Source organism: Achromobacter sp. UMC46, assembly GCF_014170335.1.
Taxonomy (GTDB): domain Bacteria; phylum Pseudomonadota; class Gammaproteobacteria; order Burkholderiales; family Burkholderiaceae_B; genus Achromobacter.
The window spans coordinates 988854-1004879 of the sequence record NZ_LZZS01000004.1 but is presented as its reverse complement, the minus strand read 5'-3'; the positions used below and the strand labels follow the sequence as shown (position 1 = coordinate 1004879).

The 16026-nt window shown below is 67.4% G+C and carries 17 protein-coding genes; 12 read left to right on the top strand and 5 right to left on the bottom strand.

Annotation, left to right across the window (positions count from 1 at the left end):
* The first annotated feature begins 6 nt into the window (after window positions 1–6).
* The 3 genes from A9973_RS07580 to A9973_RS07570 all read left to right on the top strand — a co-directional run bounded on the left by A9973_RS07580 (window position 7) and on the right by A9973_RS07570 (window position 3357).
* Complete coding sequence (locus A9973_RS07580) at window positions 7–957, top strand: adenosine deaminase (RefSeq protein ID WP_183013108.1); 951 nt, start codon at window positions 7–9, stop codon at window positions 955–957.
* Between the two features lie 141 nt (window positions 958–1098).
* Complete coding sequence (locus A9973_RS07575) at window positions 1099–2367, top strand: carboxylesterase family protein (RefSeq protein ID WP_183013107.1); 1269 nt, start codon at window positions 1099–1101, stop codon at window positions 2365–2367.
* Window positions 2368–2409: 42 nt separating this feature from the next.
* Window positions 2410–3357: a tripartite tricarboxylate transporter substrate binding protein gene (locus tag A9973_RS07570; protein ID WP_183013106.1), complete on the top strand. Its 948-nt coding sequence runs from the start codon at window positions 2410–2412 to the stop codon at window positions 3355–3357.
* Here A9973_RS07570 and A9973_RS30955 read toward each other — a convergent pair.
* Window positions 3344–3505, bottom strand: a complete 162-nt coding sequence (locus A9973_RS30955) for a hypothetical protein (RefSeq protein ID WP_220805367.1) — start codon at window positions 3503–3505, stop codon at window positions 3344–3346. The two genes, A9973_RS07570 and A9973_RS30955, sit on opposite strands and share 14 nt — an antisense overlap.
* A gap of 160 nt (window positions 3506–3665) precedes the next feature.
* Here A9973_RS30955 and A9973_RS07560 point away from each other — a divergent pair, with 160 nt between their 5' ends.
* Window positions 3666–5054 (top strand): amidohydrolase, encoded by a 1389-nt coding sequence (locus A9973_RS07560; RefSeq protein WP_183013105.1) that lies wholly within the window; start codon window positions 3666–3668, stop codon window positions 5052–5054.
* Between the two features lie 165 nt (window positions 5055–5219).
* Window positions 5220–6023, top strand: a complete 804-nt coding sequence (locus A9973_RS07555; protein ID WP_183013104.1) for an aspartate dehydrogenase — start codon at window positions 5220–5222, stop codon at window positions 6021–6023.
* A 10-nt stretch (window positions 6024–6033) separates the two neighbouring features.
* Here A9973_RS07555 and A9973_RS07550 read toward each other — a convergent pair whose 3' ends face one another.
* Together A9973_RS07550 and A9973_RS07545 are read right to left on the bottom strand one after the other, a co-directional pair.
* Window positions 6034–7866, bottom strand: coding sequence for an ABC transporter ATP-binding protein/permease (locus A9973_RS07550; RefSeq protein ID WP_183013103.1), 1833 nt, complete (start codon window positions 7864–7866; stop codon window positions 6034–6036).
* A gap of 132 nt (window positions 7867–7998) precedes the next feature.
* Window positions 7999–8886, bottom strand: coding sequence for a LysR family transcriptional regulator (locus A9973_RS07545; RefSeq protein ID WP_183013102.1), 888 nt, complete (start codon window positions 8884–8886; stop codon window positions 7999–8001).
* 116 nt (window positions 8887–9002) lie between these two features.
* On the opposite strand from A9973_RS07545, the gene A9973_RS07540 reads away from it, so the two are divergent.
* The 5 genes from A9973_RS07540 (at window position 9003) to A9973_RS07520 (ending at window position 12084) form a co-directional block, all read left to right on the top strand.
* Window positions 9003–9839 (top strand): amidohydrolase, encoded by an 837-nt coding sequence (locus A9973_RS07540; RefSeq protein ID WP_183013101.1) that lies wholly within the window; start codon window positions 9003–9005, stop codon window positions 9837–9839.
* Window positions 9836–10825, top strand: a complete 990-nt coding sequence (locus A9973_RS07535; protein ID WP_183013100.1) for a tripartite tricarboxylate transporter substrate binding protein — start codon at window positions 9836–9838, stop codon at window positions 10823–10825. Before A9973_RS07540 ends, A9973_RS07535 begins: the two co-directional genes overlap by 4 nt.
* 151 nt (window positions 10826–10976) lie before the next feature.
* Window positions 10977–11360 (top strand): RNA-binding S4 domain-containing protein, encoded by a 384-nt coding sequence (locus A9973_RS07530; RefSeq protein WP_183013099.1) that lies wholly within the window; start codon window positions 10977–10979, stop codon window positions 11358–11360.
* Entirely contained in the window at window positions 11357–11713 is a 357-nt protein-coding gene (locus A9973_RS07525) for a translation initiation factor Sui1 (protein ID WP_183013098.1), read from the top strand. The genes A9973_RS07530 and A9973_RS07525 overlap by 4 nt, the downstream gene beginning before the upstream one ends.
* A 17-nt stretch (window positions 11714–11730) precedes the next feature.
* Complete coding sequence (locus A9973_RS07520) at window positions 11731–12084, top strand: DOPA 4,5-dioxygenase family protein (protein WP_183013097.1); 354 nt, start codon at window positions 11731–11733, stop codon at window positions 12082–12084.
* Window positions 12085–12088: 4 nt separating this feature from the next.
* Here the strand turns inward: A9973_RS07520 and ppk2 are convergent, their stop codons facing one another.
* Window positions 12089–13249 (bottom strand): polyphosphate kinase 2, encoded by a 1161-nt coding sequence (gene ppk2, locus A9973_RS07515; RefSeq protein ID WP_183013096.1) that lies wholly within the window; start codon window positions 13247–13249, stop codon window positions 12089–12091.
* Window positions 13250–13471: 222 nt separating this feature from the next.
* Here ppk2 and A9973_RS07510 point away from each other — a divergent pair, with 222 nt between their 5' ends.
* A complete protein-coding gene (locus A9973_RS07510; RefSeq protein WP_183013095.1) occupies window positions 13472–13945 on the top strand; it encodes a hypothetical protein in 474 nt (157 codons plus the stop codon).
* On the opposite strand, the gene A9973_RS07505 is transcribed toward A9973_RS07510, so the two are convergent.
* Window positions 13920–15110 carry a PLP-dependent aspartate aminotransferase family protein gene (locus A9973_RS07505; protein ID WP_183013094.1) on the bottom strand — a complete coding sequence of 397 codons (1191 nt, stop codon included), beginning with the start codon at window positions 15108–15110 and terminating at the stop codon, window positions 13920–13922. The two genes, A9973_RS07510 and A9973_RS07505, sit on opposite strands and share 26 nt — an antisense overlap.
* 95 nt (window positions 15111–15205) lie before the next feature.
* On the opposite strand from A9973_RS07505, the gene A9973_RS07500 reads away from it, so the two are divergent.
* Window positions 15206–16012: a hypothetical protein gene (locus A9973_RS07500; protein ID WP_183013093.1), complete on the top strand. Its 807-nt coding sequence runs from the start codon at window positions 15206–15208 to the stop codon at window positions 16010–16012.
* Window positions 16013–16026 lie beyond the last annotated feature (14 nt).

Genomic DNA, 16026 nt, shown 5'->3' with positions numbered 1-16026 from the left:
GCATCCATGTACGACTGGCTCAACGCATTGCCCAAGGCGGAACTGCACCTGCACCTGGAAGGCTCGCTGGAACCCGAGCTGCTGTTCCGGCTGGCGCAACGCAACGGCGTGGCGCTGCCCTGGCCCGACATCGACGCCCTGCGCGGCGCCTACAACTACGGCAACCTTCAGGAATTCCTGAACCTGTACTACCTGGGCGCCGACGTGCTGCGCACCGAACAGGATTTCTACGACCTGACCTGGGCCTATCTGCTGAAGTGCCGCGAGCAGAACGTGGTGCATACCGAGCCCTTCTTCGACCCGCAGACCCACACCGACCGCGGCGTGCCGTTCGCCGTCGTGCTCAACGGCATCCGCCAGGCGCTGGAAGACGGCCGCAAGCAGCTGGGCGTGACCAGCGGCCTGATCCTGAGCTTCCTGCGCCACCTGCCCGAAGCGCAGGCCATGCGCACGCTGGACGAAGCATTGCCCTTTCGCGATGCCTTCATCGCCGTTGGCCTGGACAGCAGCGAACAGGGCTTCCCGCCGCGCCTGTTCCAACGCGTCTTCGACCGCGCCCGCGCCGAGGGCCTGCCCGCCGTGGCCCACGCGGGCGAGGAAGGCCCGCCCGAATACATCTGGGAAGCGCTGGACCTGTTGAAGGTGCTGCGCATCGACCATGGCGTGCGCGCCGCCGAAGACCCGAACCTGATCGCCCGCCTGATCGACGAGCAGATCCCGCTGACCGTCTGTCCCTTGTCGAACACGCGGTTGCGCGTGTTTGAACACATGCGCGACCACAACATCCTGTCGCTGCTGGACGCGGGCGTGAAGGTCACGGTCAACTCCGACGACCCGGCCTACTTCGGCGGCTACGTCAACGAGAACTTCCATGCGCTGTACGAGCATCTGGGCATGACCCAGGCACAGGCGCAGGCCCTGGCCGACAACAGCCTGGACGCGCGCATCGCCAAATAGGCCACGCCGGAAGCCATGCGGGTTCCGCATGGCAATGTTCAAAACCGGCATGGCTGCCCTGCCCCGATCCTCCCTACCATAGCCCCACGGCCGCGGCGCCTTCCGGCGCCGGCCGCATAACAACGAGGCAAGGGGCAGGATATGAATCAGACCGTCCAGGCGGTGCTGCAGGCCGGCACGCTGACTGGCGTGCGCGATGCGGGCGGCATTTGCCGTTATCACGCTATTCCCTATGCGCAAGCCCCCGTGGGCGAGCTGCGCTTTTCGCCGCCGCAACCCGCGGCATGGCGCGGCCCGCTCGACGCCACGCGGCCCGGGCCCGTGGCGCCGCAACTGCCGTCGCGGCTGCGCGGCGCGATGGGCGATTTCGACGCGCCGCAATCCGAAGACTGCCTGCACCTGACCGTGTGGACGCCCGGCGCGGACGCCGCGCGGCGGCCCGTGGTGGTGTGGCTACACGGCGGCGCCTGGCAAAGCGGCGGCGGCGCGCTGGACTGGTACGACGGTTCTCATCTTGCGGCCCGCGGCGACCTGGTGGTCGTGGGCGTCAACTACCGGCTGGCCGCACTGGGCTGGCTATACGTGCCCGGGCAAACCGCCAACGTCGGCCTGCTGGACCAGGAAGCAGCCATCGACTGGGTGCTGGACAACATCCAGGACCTGGGCGGCGACCCCGAACGAATCACGGTCATGGGCCAATCGGCAGGCGCGTCTTCGATCTGCGCAATGCTGGCGCGGCGGCCCCGCTTCTCGCGGGCCATCCTGCAAAGCGCGGCGTTGGGCCGGGGCTTTCGCAGCGCCGCGCAAGCCGACGCGCTGGGGCAGGCGTTCCTGCAAGCCGCCGGCGCCGGATCATTGGACGCGGCGCGCAGCTTGCCCGTAGCCGCGCTGTTGGCCGCGCAGCAAGCCCCGGACGTTCAGGACGTGCTGCGCGCCGAGGGCAGCAGCCGCAGTCAGTTCTGCCCCGTGCTGGACGGCCAAGTGCTGCCGCAAGACATCGCGCCCGCGCTGCAACGGGCCGCTTCCCGCGCGGATGTGCTGGTGGCCTATACCCGCGACGAAATGGCGGCCTTTCCTGGCCACGCGGCCGATGCGGAAGGCCGGCAAGCCGGCGAGCAGGTCTTCGGCGCGCCTGCCCGCCAATGGGCCGCGGACGCCGTGGCGAGCGGCCGGCAAGCCTGGCTGGCGCGCTTCGACGTCGCGCCGACGACGCGCTTTGGCGCCTGCCACTGCATCGAGCTGCCATTCGTCTTCGACACCGTCGACGCCTACGCCGCCCCCATGCTGGCCGGATTGCCCGAGACCGAGGCCGTCCAACTGACGCGGGACACTCAGGCAGCGTGGATCGCGTTCATCCGCGGCGACGCGCCCGGCTGGCCGATGGCGCCGCACCTGCAAGTCCTGGCCTGAGTCCGCGGCCACCGCACACATCCACAATACAAGGGGAATTCCATGTTCAAGCAAACCGCGCTGGCGCTTGCGCTGCTGGCGCCATTGGCCGCTTCGGCCGCCTATCCCGACAAGCCCGTGAAGATCATCGTGTCCAACCCGCCGGGCGGACCGGTGGACGTGATGCTGCGCGTGCTGGCCAGCAAGCTGGGCGCCGCCTGGGGGCAGCCCGTGGTGGTGGAGAACCGGCCGGGCGCCTCTGGCATCATCAGCACCAGCGCGCTCGTCAAGTCCGCGCCCGACGGCTACACGCTGGGCATGGTGGTCGCGTCCACCGTCACCATCGTGCCGTTCGCGGTCGACGCCCTGCCCTTCGACACGCAGAAAGACCTGCAGCCGATCTCGCTGGTGGCCCGCACGCCGTTCATCTTCATCGTGGCCAAGGACAGCCCGATCAAGACCTGGGAAGACTTCGTGCGCGAAAGCCGCGCGCGCAGTCTGAGCGTGGGTTCGTTCTCGATCGGCACGGCGTTTCATCTGGTGTGGGAACAGACGGCCCGGCGTGCCGGCGTCAAGGCGCTGTACGTGCCGTCGTCCTCGTCCGGCAAGACGCAGAACGACTTGATCGGCGGCCAGCTGGATGTGGGCCTGGATGCGCCGTCCAGCGCCAAAGGCCTGATCGACAGCGGCCGTCTGCGCGCCATCGCCATCACCAGCCCCGAACGCTTCGGCGGCCTGCCTGGCACGCCGACGCTGAAGGAATCTGGGCTGGACTATGCGCCGCAGCCGTGGATCGGTTTGATGGCGCCTGCCGGCGTGCCGAAGGAACGCGTGGCGCTGATCCAGAAGTCGGTGTCCGACATCTTGAAAGACCCCGCGATGCGAACGCAGATGGAAACGCTGGGCATGATCCCGATCGGCAGTTCGCCGGAAGAACTGGGCGCGACGATCGAAGCGGACCGCGCCGAGATGGCGCCGTTGATCAAGGAACTGGGCATCAAGCTGCAGTAGGCCTCCCTAGGCCGGGGCGGCCCATGCCGGGGCGGCCCATGCCGGGGCGGCCCATGCCGGGGCGGCCCATGCCGGCCATGATGCGGTTCGAGGCGCATACGCCCTGGCTGGTGTCCGGGTCGTTGATGATGATGCTGGGCCTGGGCATGGGGCTCGCGGCGGTGCCGTTGGGCATCGTCGCGCACGGAATTCCACCTTCCGGAATCAAACCGCGGTGATTTTAAGCATCCGTAACAAAGCTGCCGGCCGCGCGACGCTTGGGTAAGATCCTCACCCAATAACAGGTTAACAACCACGAGGAGAAGACCATGCAGTCCCGCAAGACGTTGTTCCGGCTGGCCCCCCTGGCGCTGGCCGCCCACCTGCTGATGGCCGGCCCCGCCGCCGCGCAAAGCGCGCCCGGCACGCAAGGCCCCCTGGCCCCCGCGCCCGACGCCGCCCTGTCCGCACAGATCGACCAGCGCGCCAAAGCGATCGAAGACAAGCTTATCGCCTGGCGCCGCGACATCCATCAGCACCCCGAACTGGGCAACCAGGAATCGCGCACGGCCAAACTCGTAGCGGATCATCTGCGCGCGCTGGGCATGGACGTGAAGACCGGCGTGGCGGGCACGGGCGTCGTCGCCGTGCTCAAGGGCGGCAAGCCTGGCCCGGTCGTGGCGCTGCGCGCCGACATGGACGCGCTGCCCGTCAAAGAGCAAGTGGACGTGCCCTTCGCGTCGAAGGCCAAAGGCACCTATCTGGGCAAGGAAGTGGACGTGATGCACGCCTGCGGCCACGACACCCACACCGCCATCCTGATGGCCACGGCTGAAGTCCTGGCGGGCATGAAAGACCAGCTGCCCGGCAGCGTGAAATTCATTTTCCAGCCCGCCGAGGAAAGCCCGGCCGACTTCGAGCCCGACGGCAAGAAGATCTGGGGCGCCAAGATGATGGTGCAGGAAGGCGTGCTGGAGAATCCCAAAGTGGACGCCATCTTCGGCCTGCACGTGTCCAGCGCCTACCCGGCCGGCTGGCTGTCGTGGCGCAGCGGCCCGGCCATGGCCGCCGCCGACCAGTTCTGGATCGACGTCACCGGCAAGCAGACGCACGGCGCGCGCCCGTGGTCCGGCATCGACCCCATCGTCGTCAGCTCGCAGATCATCCTGGGCTTGCAGACCATCCCCAGCCGCCAGATCAACAGCATGCTGGAGCCGGCCGTCATCACCGTGGGCGCGATCCACGGCGGCAACCGCATGAACATCGTGCCGGACAACGTCGCCATGACGGGCACCATCCGCACGTATGACGAAGGCATGAAGAAGGACATCCACCAGCGCATCACGCGCACCGCCGAAATGATCGCGCAAAGCGCCGGCGCAAAGGCCGACGTGCGCGTGGTCGAACTCTACAACGCCACCGTCAACAACCCGGCGTTGACCGAAAAAATGGGGTCCACCTTGCGCCGCGTGGCCGGTGAAGGCAACTACGGCCTGCAGCCGAAGTCCACCGCGTCGGAAGACTTTTCCTTCTACCAGGAGAAGGTGCCCGGCATGTTCTTCTACCTGGGCGTAACGCCCAAAGGCACCGACGTGGAGAAGGCCGCCCCCAACCACTCGCCGCGCTTCTACGTGGATGAATCGGGCCTGATCAACGGCGTGCGCGCCTTGTCGAACCTGACCATCGACTACATGGCCCGCGCGCAGAAGGGAAGCTGAAGCACACCGTTGAAGCACGCCCGCCGCGCCCTGCGGCCATTCCGCATTGACGCCTGCCGGCACCGTCGCTACAGTGGCCGGCAGCCCTGCGCCGTCATCGGCGCGCATTCGCCTTGAATCGTCCGCGGCCCGCCGCGCCCTTTTCCCAGCTTCCTCTGGACCCTTATGAACAGCTACCGCGTCGGCATCGCCGGCTTCGGCGCCATCGGCCAAGCCGTGGCGCAATCCCTGGATGCCGGCCTGCCCGGCCTGACCCTGGCCGCTGTCGCCGTGCGCGACCCCAAGGCCCCGCCCGCCTTCGCGTGGACGCAAGCGGCCCCGGCCTTCACCACCCTCGACGCCTTGCATGAACATTGCGACGTGGTGGTGGAATGCGCGCCCGCCGCGGTGTTCCGCGACATCGCCGAACCCGTGTTGCGCAACGGCAAGAAGATGGTGGTGCTGAGTTCCGGCGCCCTGCTGCGCCACGACGACCTGATCGAGCTGGCGCGCCAGCATCATGGCCAGATCATCGTGCCGTCGGGCGCCATTCTGGGCCTGGACGCCATCACGGCCGCCGCCGAAGGCGTCATCCACTCCGTCACGATGATCACCCGCAAGCCCGTGCGCGGTTTGCTGGGCGCGCCCTACCTGACCGACAACAACATCGACATCGCGAACATCACCGAACCGCGCCTGATCTTCCGCGGTTCGCCGCGCGAGGCCGCGGTGGGCTTTCCGGCCAACCTGAACGTGGCGGTCAGCGTGTCGCTGGCGGGCATCGGGCCCGACCGCACCACGTTGGAAATCTGGGCCGACCCGTCGCTGGAACGCAATATCCATCGCGTGGAAGTGGTGTCCGATTCGGCATCGTTCTCGATGGAGATCCAGAACATTCCGTCGGCCAACCCCAAGACGGGCCGCATCACGGCGCAAAGCGTCGTCGCCGCGCTGCGCAAGCTGACCGGCCCGTTGCGCATGGGTACCTGAACCGCTCCCCTCAGGCCGCGGCGCGCAATGCCGTGCCGGCGGCCGGCGGCGCCATCGGCCCCGCCGTCCAGTTGCCCGCGCCGTCCAGCACCAGCCGATGCGTGTGGAACGGGTCCAGCGTGCTGCGATGGCCCACGCTGACCAGCATGCAATCGGGCAATGCGCTGCGCAGCAGGCTGTACAGCATGTGTTCCAGGCCTTCATCGGTTGCCGAGGTCGCCTCGTCCAGGAACACGATGGCCGGCCGATTGAACAGCACGCGCGCAAACGCCACGCGCTGCTGCTCGCCCAAGGACAGGATGCGGGACCAGTCCGCGACCTCGTCCAACCGATTCGCCAGATGCCCCAGATTGACTTGCCGCAACGCGTCGGCCAGACGCGCGTCGTCTTGCGGCTGCGCCTGCCCCGGATAGGCGACCGCCCCGCGCAGATCGCCCAGCGGCAGATAGGGCCGCTGCGACAGGAACAGCGCCGATGCGCCCTGCGGCCGCCGCACCTGGCCTTGCGCATAAGGCCACAACCCGGCCAACGCACGCAGCAAGGTCGTCTTGCCGCTGCCCGACGGCCCCTTGATCAACAAGGCCTGCCCCGGGCGCATCCGCAGATGCAATTCGCGCAGCAGCATGCTGCCGTCGGGCCGCGTCACCGTGACCCCGTCGATGTCCATCCCATCCGGCAACGTCTCGGTCCGCACGGACGGCAGGTCACGCGCCGCCTCGTTGGCATCCAGGAACCCGTTCAGCCGGTCCAGCGTGGCACGGTATTGCGCGAAGGTGTCGTAGGACGTCCGAAAGAACGACAGCGAATCCTGCACCTGGCCGAACGCCTGCGACGTCTGCATCACGTCGCCCAGCTTGATCGCACCGCTGAAAAAGCGCGGCGCCTGCAGGATGAAGGGAAACACCACCGCGACCTGGCTGACCGACAGGTTGAAGCCGTCGAACTTCAGGCCCCGGTAGACCCGTGCCCACAAGTTCGCGATGTAGGCCGTGAAACGCGTCCACAACGTCGCCCGCTCCGCCGCTTCGCCCTGATAGAACGCCACGTTCTCGGCGTTCTCGCGCAGGCGGACCAGGGCATAGCGGAAGTTGGCGGTCAGCCGTTCGGACAGGAAGCTCAGTTGGATCAGCGGCCGGCCGATCTTGAAGGCGAACCACGTCGCGACGATCACATACAGGAAGACCACGAACACCATGGCGCGGGGAATGTCGATGCCGCCGACCGACAAGGGGCCGGACAAGCCCCACAGGATGCCGGTGAACGCCACCAGCGACACCACCGCGCTGAGCGCGCCGATGGCCAGCGTGCGCGATCCGGTGACGAACATCGCGATGTCCTGCTCGATGCGTTGATCGGGGTTGTCGACGGGCGCGTCGACGAAGTGGCCGCGGTAGTACGCGCCCGCGCCCAGCCAATCGCGCGTCAGGCGGTCGTTCAGCCACACGCGCCAATGGATATCGAACGACTGGCCGGCATAGCTGTCGGCAAGCGAGCGCACGACGTGCACACAGGCCAGTATCGAGAAGATGCCCAGGAAACGCCAGAAGGCGGACGGGTCCAGCGCTTGCAGCGCGCTGTAGAAGCCGTTGTACCAAAACGAGAACAGCACGGTCATGCGCACCGCGGCCATCGCCAGGAACAGCAGCAGCGCCAGCATCAGCAAGGGCCGCCAACTACGCCGCGGCGTCAGGTAGGGCCACGCCAGGCGCCAGAACTTGCGGCCCCAATCGGTGGTGCGTGCGAAGACCACCGCCATCACGGCCGTCGCGACGGCCGTGATGGCGAACGCGCGCACCAGCCACAGCGCGCTTTCCGCCAATTGTTGCTGCCAGTTCAGATCCATGGGCAAGCTCCCCGAAAAACCGTTTCTGGTTAGACGGGGCGGATGGCCCGGGTTCCAAAGAAAATGCCGTTTTAAGCCAGGCTTAAGCGTTCTGAAAGGGACGCTGAATGCGCAATGAAAGGCAAGACAAATTCAGCGCGAACCGAGGTCCAGATTGGCGAACAGGTCGGCCAGCGTCGGCACTGAACGCGCCGGCCAGATAGCGCTCAGGTCGAAACTGGGCAGGCCCTGGCCATCGCGCACTTCGCAGAACCGCACGCCGCCGAAATTCATCGTCCGGATCCAGCTGGGCAAGAGCGCCACGCCGCACCCGCCCGCCACGCACGACAGGACGGTGAGCGTCCGGTTGGCTTCCTGCGCCACCTGGGCGTCGTGCCCGCCCTTGCGCATCGCGTCCAGGATGCCCGCGTAGAACGCCGGCAGCTGCGCCTGCGGATACATCACCAGCCCCGCTTGCGCGATCTGCGCCATCGTCACCTGCCCGTCCTCGGCCACGACGAACTCGTCCGGCACCGCGGCCACCAGGCGGTCACGCAGCAGCTGCCGTTCACGCATGCGCCCGCCCACGGCGACGGGGGTGTGCATCAGCCCGATGTCGATCTCGCCCGTCTGCAGGGCTTCAGCCTGCTCGGCGTTGCTCATCTCGCGCAGGATCACGCGCACGCCCGGCGCCTGGCGCCGCATCTCGCGCAGCGCGCGCGGCAAGGTGTCGAACAGGGCCGATGACACCAGGCCCACCGTCAACTGCCCCGCGCTGCCCCGGCCGATCTCGCGTGCCCGCTGCGCCGCCGCGTCGATCCGCGCCACGCTGGTGCGCACGTCTTCCAGAATCGCCAGGGCGGCGGGCGTGGGCGCGGCACCCTGACGCGATCGCTCGAACAGGCGCACGCCCAAGTCCTTCTCCATGCGGCCCAGCGTCTGGCTCAACGCGGGTTGCGCAATCCCCAGCCATTCCGACGCGCGGCTGACGCTGCCGTGGTCCACGACCGCCAGGAAGTAACGCAGGTGCCGGGTTTCCATATCATTCCGATATATATAAATCGATTTTCTACAATAGAAAACTATACATCGACTTCTTAGAATCCCGCCTTATAGAACAGCGCGGGCCGTGTCCGCGTACAGAACAGGAGACTGCATTGCCCCCGCTCGCGACCGGCGCCGCCGTCGACACCCACGCACACGTGTTCCAGCAAGGCCTGGCGCTTGCCGACACGCGCCGCCACACCCCTGACTACGACGCCACGCCGGCGGACTACCTGGCGCTGCTGGACGCGCACGGATTCAGCCATGGCGTGCTGGTGCAGCCCAGCTTCCTGGGCACCGACAACCGCTACCTGCTTGACGCCCTGCGCGCCGCGCCTGGCCGCCTGCGCGGCGTGGCGGTGATCGCCCCGGGCATCGCGGACGCCGAATTGCAAGCCCTGGCCGACGCCGGCGTGGCCGGCATCCGGCTAAACCTGATCGGCCTGGACTTGCCCGAGCTGGCCGCGCCCGGCTGGCAGGCGCTGCTTGCCCGCGTGAATGCGCTGGGCTGGCACGTGGAAGTCCACCTGCAGGCGGCACGCCTGCCGGACATCGTGCCTGCCCTGCTGGCGGCCGGGTGCCGCCTGGTCGTCGACCACTTCGGTCGCCCCGACCCGGCGCTGGGCGTGTCTGACCCCGGCTTCCGGTACCTGCTGCAACAGGCGGATAGCGGCCGCGTGTGGGTCAAGCTGTCCGCGCCCTACCGCAACTGGCAGGCGGCGGACTGCGCCGCGTCCGGCCGGCAGGCCACGCAGCTGCTGCTAACCGCCTATTCCGCCGACCGCCTGATGTGGGGCAGCGACTGGCCCCATACCGAACATCGCCACCTGGCGTCCTACCCTGCCGCAACGCAATGGCTGGACGCCTGGATCGACGACCCCACGCAACGGCGTGCCGTGCTTGCCGGCACCCCGTTGCAGCTGTTCCAATTCCAAGGAGACAACCCATGACCCCCATGATCCAACGCCTGGCGCGCCGCAGCGGCCTGCTGATGGCCGCCGGCCTGTTGGCCGGCGCCGCTGGCGCCGCATCCGCCGCCTACCCCGAACGCGCCGTCACGCTGGTCGTGACCTATCCGCCGGGCGGCACCGTGGACGTGGTGGCCCGCCTGATCGGCCCCAAACTGGCGGCCGAACTGGGCCAGCCCGTGGTCATTGAAAACCGTGGCGGCGCCGGCGGCATGATCGGCGGCGCGGTCGTGGCCAAGGCGCAGCCCGACGGCTACACCTTGATGCTGGACGCCTCCAACCACGCGCAGAATCCCGCGCTGCATCCGAAGATGCAGTTCGACACGCTGACCGCGTTCGCGCCCGTCTCGCTGCTGCTGCGCGTGCCGAACGTGCTGGTCGTCACGCCGTCCTACGAGGTCAAGACGGTTGCCGACCTGATCAGGCTGGGCCAACCCGGCGCCAAGGACCACGTGTACTTCGCGTCGGCCGGCCCCGGCTCGGCGCAGCACCTGGCCGGCGAACTGTTCAATCTGCTGGCCAAGACGCAGTTGCAGCACGTCGCCTACAAGGGCGGCGGCCCCGCCATGATCGACGTCATGTCCGGCCAGGTGCCCGTGATGTTCGCCAGCATGGGCTCGGCGTGGCAGCACGTGAAGAACGGCAAGCTGCGGGCCGTGGCCGTCGGGGGTTCGGAACGTTCCAAGACCGCCCCCGACCTGCCGACCATCGCCGAATCGGGCGTGCCGGGCTACGAGACATATGAATGGAACGCCGTGTTCGCGCCCGCCGGCACGCCCCCCGCGATCGTCGACCAGGTATCGCAGGCGCTGGCCAAGGTGCTGAAGGATCCCGCCATCGCCGAGCAATTGGCCGGCATCGGCGCGGAGCCCATCGGCTCGACGCCCGCCGAACTGGACACGTTCCGCCGCGCCGAAATCGCCAAGTGGCAGCGCGTGGTGAAGGAAGCGGGCCTGAAGCTGGATTGAGACCTGCCGGGCCGCCCGGCCCGGTCGCCGGATAGCCGGTTTTGCGGCGCTCGAAAGGGCGCCGCTTTTTTTTCGCCCGGCGCCGCCCGTCCGGCGCGGCTGGCGCGGCTATCATCATGGCTTGAAGCAGATTTCCGCACGGACAGGCAAGATGGACAAGATTCGACTCGACAAGTGGCTTTGGGCCGCCCGCTTCTACAAGACGCGCAGCTTGGCGGTGCAGGAAATCGGCAAAGGCCGGGTATCCGTGAACGACCAGCCCGCCAAACCGTCGCGCGAAGTCGCCCCCGGCGATCTGATCACCATCCGCAAAGAAGATCCGGCGCTGCACGTGCGCGTGGTAGCGGTGAGCGGCGTGCGCGGCCCGGCGCCGGCCGCGCGCCTGTTGTACGACGAAACACCCGAGAGCATCGCGGCCCGCACGCGCGCGGCCGAAATGCGGCGCCTGGCGCCGGAACCCGCACTGGGGATCGAGACCGGCCGTCCGACCAAGCGCGACCGACGGCTGATCGACCAGATGCGAGGAAAATCATGAAACGCAACGCGACGGGCGGCCTCGTCTATTCCACCGAAAGCGGCCGCATGTGCCCCGTTTGCCGGCAAGCGCTTGTTCAATGCCAATGCAAGGCCGCCGCCGTGCCTGCGGGCGACGGCGTGGCCCGCGTATCGCGCGAAACCAAGGGCCGCGGCGGCAAGAGCGTGACCGTGGTCCGCGGGCTGGCGATGGATCCGGTTGCGCTGGGCGTGCTGGGCAAGCAGCTGCGCACGGCTTGCGGGTCGGGCGGAACAGTCAAGGACGGGGTGATCGAAGTGCAGGGAGAGCACTGCGACCGCATCATCGACGCCCTCACGAAAAGCGGCCACCGCGTCAAGCGCGCCGGCGGCTGAACCTGAAAGAGAACACCATGAACGAAGCCGCCATAGACCGCATCGCCAGCTGGCACGCCCACGTGTATTTCGACGCCGCCAGCCGAGACGCCGCCTTCGCGCTGCGCGAACGCGTGATCGCGCAGTTCGACGGCAAGATGGAAATGAGGCGCTTCCATGAGCGCCCCGTCGGCCCACATCCGCAATGGAGCTACCAGATCGCGTTCGTCCCGGCGCACTTCGCCGAGATCGCGGCCTGGCTGACCCTGAACCATGGCGGGCTGGATGTCTTCATGCATCCCAACACCGGCGATTCGCTGCGCGACCACCGCGACTGCGCCGTGTGGATCGGCCGCAGCTACACGCTGAACCTGAAAGCGCTGGGCGCCTGAACGCCTACAGTGCCCGGCCGACGATCAGCGAGTCCAGCGCCATGCCGGCGTCGCCGCTCTTGCCTTCGTACGGCAGACGGCTCAGCACATAGCGCATGGCATTGAGCCGCGCGCGCTTCTTGCAATCGGACTTCACCACGATCCACGGCGCATCCGCCGTGTCAGTGTGCGCGAACATCGCTTCCTTGGCGCGCGTGTAGTCGTCCCACTTGTCCAGCGAAGCCAGGTCCACGGGGCTCAGTTTCCACTGCTTGAGCGGGTGCACCTTGCGCTGCAGGAAGCGGCGGCGCTGCTCTTCCTGGCTGACCGAGAACCAGAATTTGACCAGGTGGATGCCGCTGCTGACCAGGTGGCGCTCGAAATCAGGCACCTGGCGCAGGAAATCCAGATACTCCTGCTGCGAGCAGAAACCCATCACACGTTCCACGCCGGCGCGGTTGTACCAGGACCGGTCGAACATCACGATCTCGCCCGCCGTGGGCAGGTGCTGCACGTAGCGCTGGAAATACCATTGGCCCTTTTCGGTGTCCGACGGCTTCTCCAGCGCGACCACGCGCGCGCCGCGCGGATTCAAGTGTTCCATCATGCGCTTGATGGTGCCGCCCTTGCCGGCTGCATCACGCCCTTCGAACAGGATCACCACGCGCTGGCCGGTCGCCTTGACCCAGGCTTGCAACTTCAGCAGCTCGACCTGCAGCTGGTATTTCTGCTTTTCGTAATTACGGCGCAGCATGCGGTGGCGATACGGATAGATGCCTTCTCGCCAATCGGTCGCCAGCTCCTCGTCGGGATTGCGGCGGCCGCCCGATTCCTGCGTATTGGCGTCCAGCAGCGCGCGATGCACGGCGCGGGCGTCGTCCGGCGACAGCTCCTCGATCACGGAACGCAAGGCTTCGTGGGCCTGCGCATCGGGCCCGACCGTGTAGCGGCGGGCGATATCGGACAGCACCGACACGGTTTCCTGACGGGCGGCAACCTCGCGGGCAACCACGCGCTTGCGGGCCTGCACCACCGGTTGCATGGACGGCGTATCGGCTGGCGCCGGCTGCGGCCGGCGCGGCGCCGTGGCGGTGCGCGGGCTGGCGGTGCGTTTGGCGGCGGTTCGCACGCGCTTCTTCGGCGTGGCGGCAACGTCTTGTTCGGCTTGCGGTGTCTTGTCTGTCATGAATCCTGTCCTTGCTGCGCTTGTCGCCTGACCCACGCCGGCCGGCGGATCACCGGCGGCCCGAGGGGCCAAAGAGGGCCGAAGAAAGCCCAATAGGCAAAGGCGAAACCCTAACTCGCGCGCCGTGGCGTGGATTTGACGAGAATCAAAGGTTGTAACATTTTTTACAGATACGGTCCCGCTACACTGCGCGATCCGCCTCCGATCCAGAATTTTCCTGCCATGTGGTCACGCATCAAGCGGTTCATGAACGGCCCGCCGCCCCCTGAAGATCCATTGCGCGAGACCGTGCGTTTCGACGACGCGGGCTTCACGCGCCAGAGCGAACTGGCGCGCGCGATGGGATTGCAGGAATCCTGGCCCTGGCGCGACGTCCACGAATTCGGCTTCGCCTTCACCCGCGCGCTCTATCCCGACCCCTGGTACGGCGACTACATGGAAAGCCTGTGGTTCGTGCGCGTGCGCTGCGACGACGGCGACCTGATGCGCGTGGACATCGAAGAACAGGTGCTGGACGCCGCGCATCTGCCGCCCGCCCTCCTGCACCATTTGCCGGGGCTCGACCTGGACGTGCTGCGGGCCGGGCAGGCCGTCGCCCGCCGCGGCCTGCGGCATTTCGAGGGCGAAGGCGAATGGGTCGCATGGCGGCGCGACGACGCCGCCCCGCCGCCTACACCCGGTCCAGACCCTGCTTGAGATCGGCCAGGATGTCGTCCGGCGTCTCCAGCCCCACCGACAGGCGCAGCAACCCTTCGGACAAGCCGTACTTCTCACGGTCTTCGGCGGTGTAGCTGGCATGCGTCATCGACGCGGGATGCTGGATCAGCGTTTCAGGGTCGCCCAGGCTGACGGCGATGCGCGCCAGCTTCAGGCTGTTCAACAGGTTCCGGCCCGCGGCCAGGCCGCCCTTCAGCTCGAATGCCACCAGCCCGCCCCCCGACGCTTGCTGGCGCCGCGCGATGTCCGCGCCGGCGGTGCCTTCCAGGCCCGGGTAGAACACGTCGGCCACCGCGCGGTGCGCGCGCAGCAGCTTCGCCACCTTCAAGGCGGATTCGCTGTGGCGCTGCACGCGCAATTCCAGCGTCTTGATGCCGCGCAGCACCAGGAAGGCGGTGAACGGCGACAAGGTCGCCCCCGTGAAGTAGCGCAATCCCTGCAACCGGATGGCGTCGATATGCGCCTTGCTGCCCACGACCGCCCCGGCCAGCAGGTCGCCGTGGCCGCCCAGGTACTTGGTGGCGGAATGCAGCACGATGTCGGCGCCATGCGCCAACGGGCGTTGCAGCACCGGCGTGGCGAAGGTGTTGTCCACGATGGTCAGCACGCCTTTGCCGCGCGCCAAGGCCGAGACCGCCGAGATGTCGACCAGGCGCAGGTTCGGGTTGGCCGGCGTTTCGAAGTAAACGGCGCGCGTCTTGGGGCCGATGGCGGCGGCGACGGTCTCGGGCCGCGTGAAATCGGCAAACACGGCGTGGATGCCGAAGCGGCTCAAACCCTGCGTGAACAGCGTGAACGCGGTGCCATAGACAATCTGGTCCACCACGATCTCGTCGCCGCTTTGCAGCAGCGACAACAAGGTGGCGGAAATGGCCGCCATGCCGGAAGCGGTGACCACGCCGGCCTCGGCCCCTTCCAGCGACGCCAGCCGCTCTTCCAGCAGCGCTTGCGTCGGGTTGCGGGTGCGGCCATAGACATAGCCCTGCTTTTCGCCCAGGCGGATCTGGTCGAAGGCCTCGATGCTGTCCTGGGTGTAGGTGGACGTCAGGTACAACGGCGGCGACAACGCGCCCTGTTCCTCGTGCGGGTCATAGCCCAAGTGGATGGAGCGGGTGGCAAAACCTTGCTGCGTGGTGTCGGACATTGCTGAACTCCTGTCATCGGTTATTGCAAAGGCCTGGCGCCCTTGCCTGAAAACTGCGTTACATTCAAAACCATGTCCCCAATTGCTGGTGCGCCATGATTTCCCAGGACAAGCCCCTGCAATCCCCGCGCGCGCGGCCAGGCTGGTTGCGCGTTGCACTCGTCGCCGGCGTGGCGGTGCTGGTGTCGGCCGTCGTGATCGGCGTGCGCAATGCCGGCGAGCGCGAGCAGGAACAGGTGGCCAGCACCGAAATCCGCAAGGTCGCCGACACCCTGAGCCAGATGGTCGGCAACCCGGAGGTCAGGCCCGAGGCCCTGCCCGCCATCGACCCGACGCCCAAGGCCACGGGTTTCTATGGCGAACTCGAACGCGTCATCAAGACGGTCGCCGGCGAACGGCTGGCGCAGCACAAGGCCTATCTTCAAGACCTGAACGACATCGGCATGCCCCGGCTGCTGGACGCGCACCGGCTGGCGCGCGACACCGGCCTGGTGGAAAGCCGGATGATTCTTGAGCAGGCCGAGCATCTGCTGCCGAAGTACCAGCAGCAAAGCCTGCAGGTGCTGAAAGACATGCCCGCGCTGATCCGCTCGCTGGCGATCCGCGAACCGGAAAAGCAGAAGATGCTGACGCGCCTGAACGCCTCGTTCGCCCAGCGCAACGCCAGCCTGGAACAGGTCTGGACGCTGGAAGCGCGCATCTTGCAGGAGTTCGGCCAGATGATCACGTTGCTGGACGACAACCGCCAGTACTGGTACGCGGACCATGACGAACTGCTGTTCGACCACGACGACGACCTGAACCGGTTTCGCCAGCACATGGCGGCGATCGGCAAGCTGTCCGCCGAACAGGAACAACTGGGCAAGCAACAGCTGACGAACCTTCTTTCTGCGCTGCCCTGACCCGGCTTGTCCGC

Bases quoted from the DNA above. Each gene is read 5' to 3' on its own strand.
- A9973_RS07545 (WP_183013102.1), bottom strand. From the start codon at position 8,886: ATGGAAACCCGGCACCTGCGTTACTTCCTGGCGGTCGTGGACCACGGC.
- A9973_RS07520 (WP_183013097.1), top strand. From the start codon at position 11,731: ATGAACGAAGCCGCCATAGACCGCATCGCCAGCTGGCACGCCCACGTG.
- A9973_RS07555 (WP_183013104.1), top strand. From the start codon at position 5,220: ATGAACAGCTACCGCGTCGGCATCGCCGGCTTCGGCGCCATCGGCCAA.
- A9973_RS07535 (WP_183013100.1), top strand. From the start codon at position 9,836: ATGACCCCCATGATCCAACGCCTGGCGCGCCGCAGCGGCCTGCTGATG.
- A9973_RS07505 (WP_183013094.1), bottom strand. From the start codon at position 15,110: ATGTCCGACACCACGCAGCAAGGTTTTGCCACCCGCTCCATCCACTTG.
- ppk2 (WP_183013096.1), bottom strand. From the start codon at position 13,249: ATGACAGACAAGACACCGCAAGCCGAACAAGACGTTGCCGCCACGCCG.
- A9973_RS07500 (WP_183013093.1), top strand. From the start codon at position 15,206: ATGATTTCCCAGGACAAGCCCCTGCAATCCCCGCGCGCGCGGCCAGGC.
- A9973_RS07560 (WP_183013105.1), top strand. From the start codon at position 3,666: ATGCAGTCCCGCAAGACGTTGTTCCGGCTGGCCCCCCTGGCGCTGGCC.
- A9973_RS07510 (WP_183013095.1), top strand. From the start codon at position 13,472: ATGTGGTCACGCATCAAGCGGTTCATGAACGGCCCGCCGCCCCCTGAA.
- A9973_RS30955 (WP_220805367.1), bottom strand. From the start codon at position 3,505: ATGCCCAGGCCCAGCATCATCATCAACGACCCGGACACCAGCCAGGGC.
- A9973_RS07575 (WP_183013107.1), top strand. From the start codon at position 1,099: ATGAATCAGACCGTCCAGGCGGTGCTGCAGGCCGGCACGCTGACTGGC.
- A9973_RS07570 (WP_183013106.1), top strand. From the start codon at position 2,410: ATGTTCAAGCAAACCGCGCTGGCGCTTGCGCTGCTGGCGCCATTGGCC.
- A9973_RS07525 (WP_183013098.1), top strand. From the start codon at position 11,357: ATGAAACGCAACGCGACGGGCGGCCTCGTCTATTCCACCGAAAGCGGC.
- A9973_RS07550 (WP_183013103.1), bottom strand. From the start codon at position 7,866: ATGGATCTGAACTGGCAGCAACAATTGGCGGAAAGCGCGCTGTGGCTG.
- A9973_RS07580 (WP_183013108.1), top strand. From the start codon at position 7: ATGTACGACTGGCTCAACGCATTGCCCAAGGCGGAACTGCACCTGCAC.
- A9973_RS07530 (WP_183013099.1), top strand. From the start codon at position 10,977: ATGGACAAGATTCGACTCGACAAGTGGCTTTGGGCCGCCCGCTTCTAC.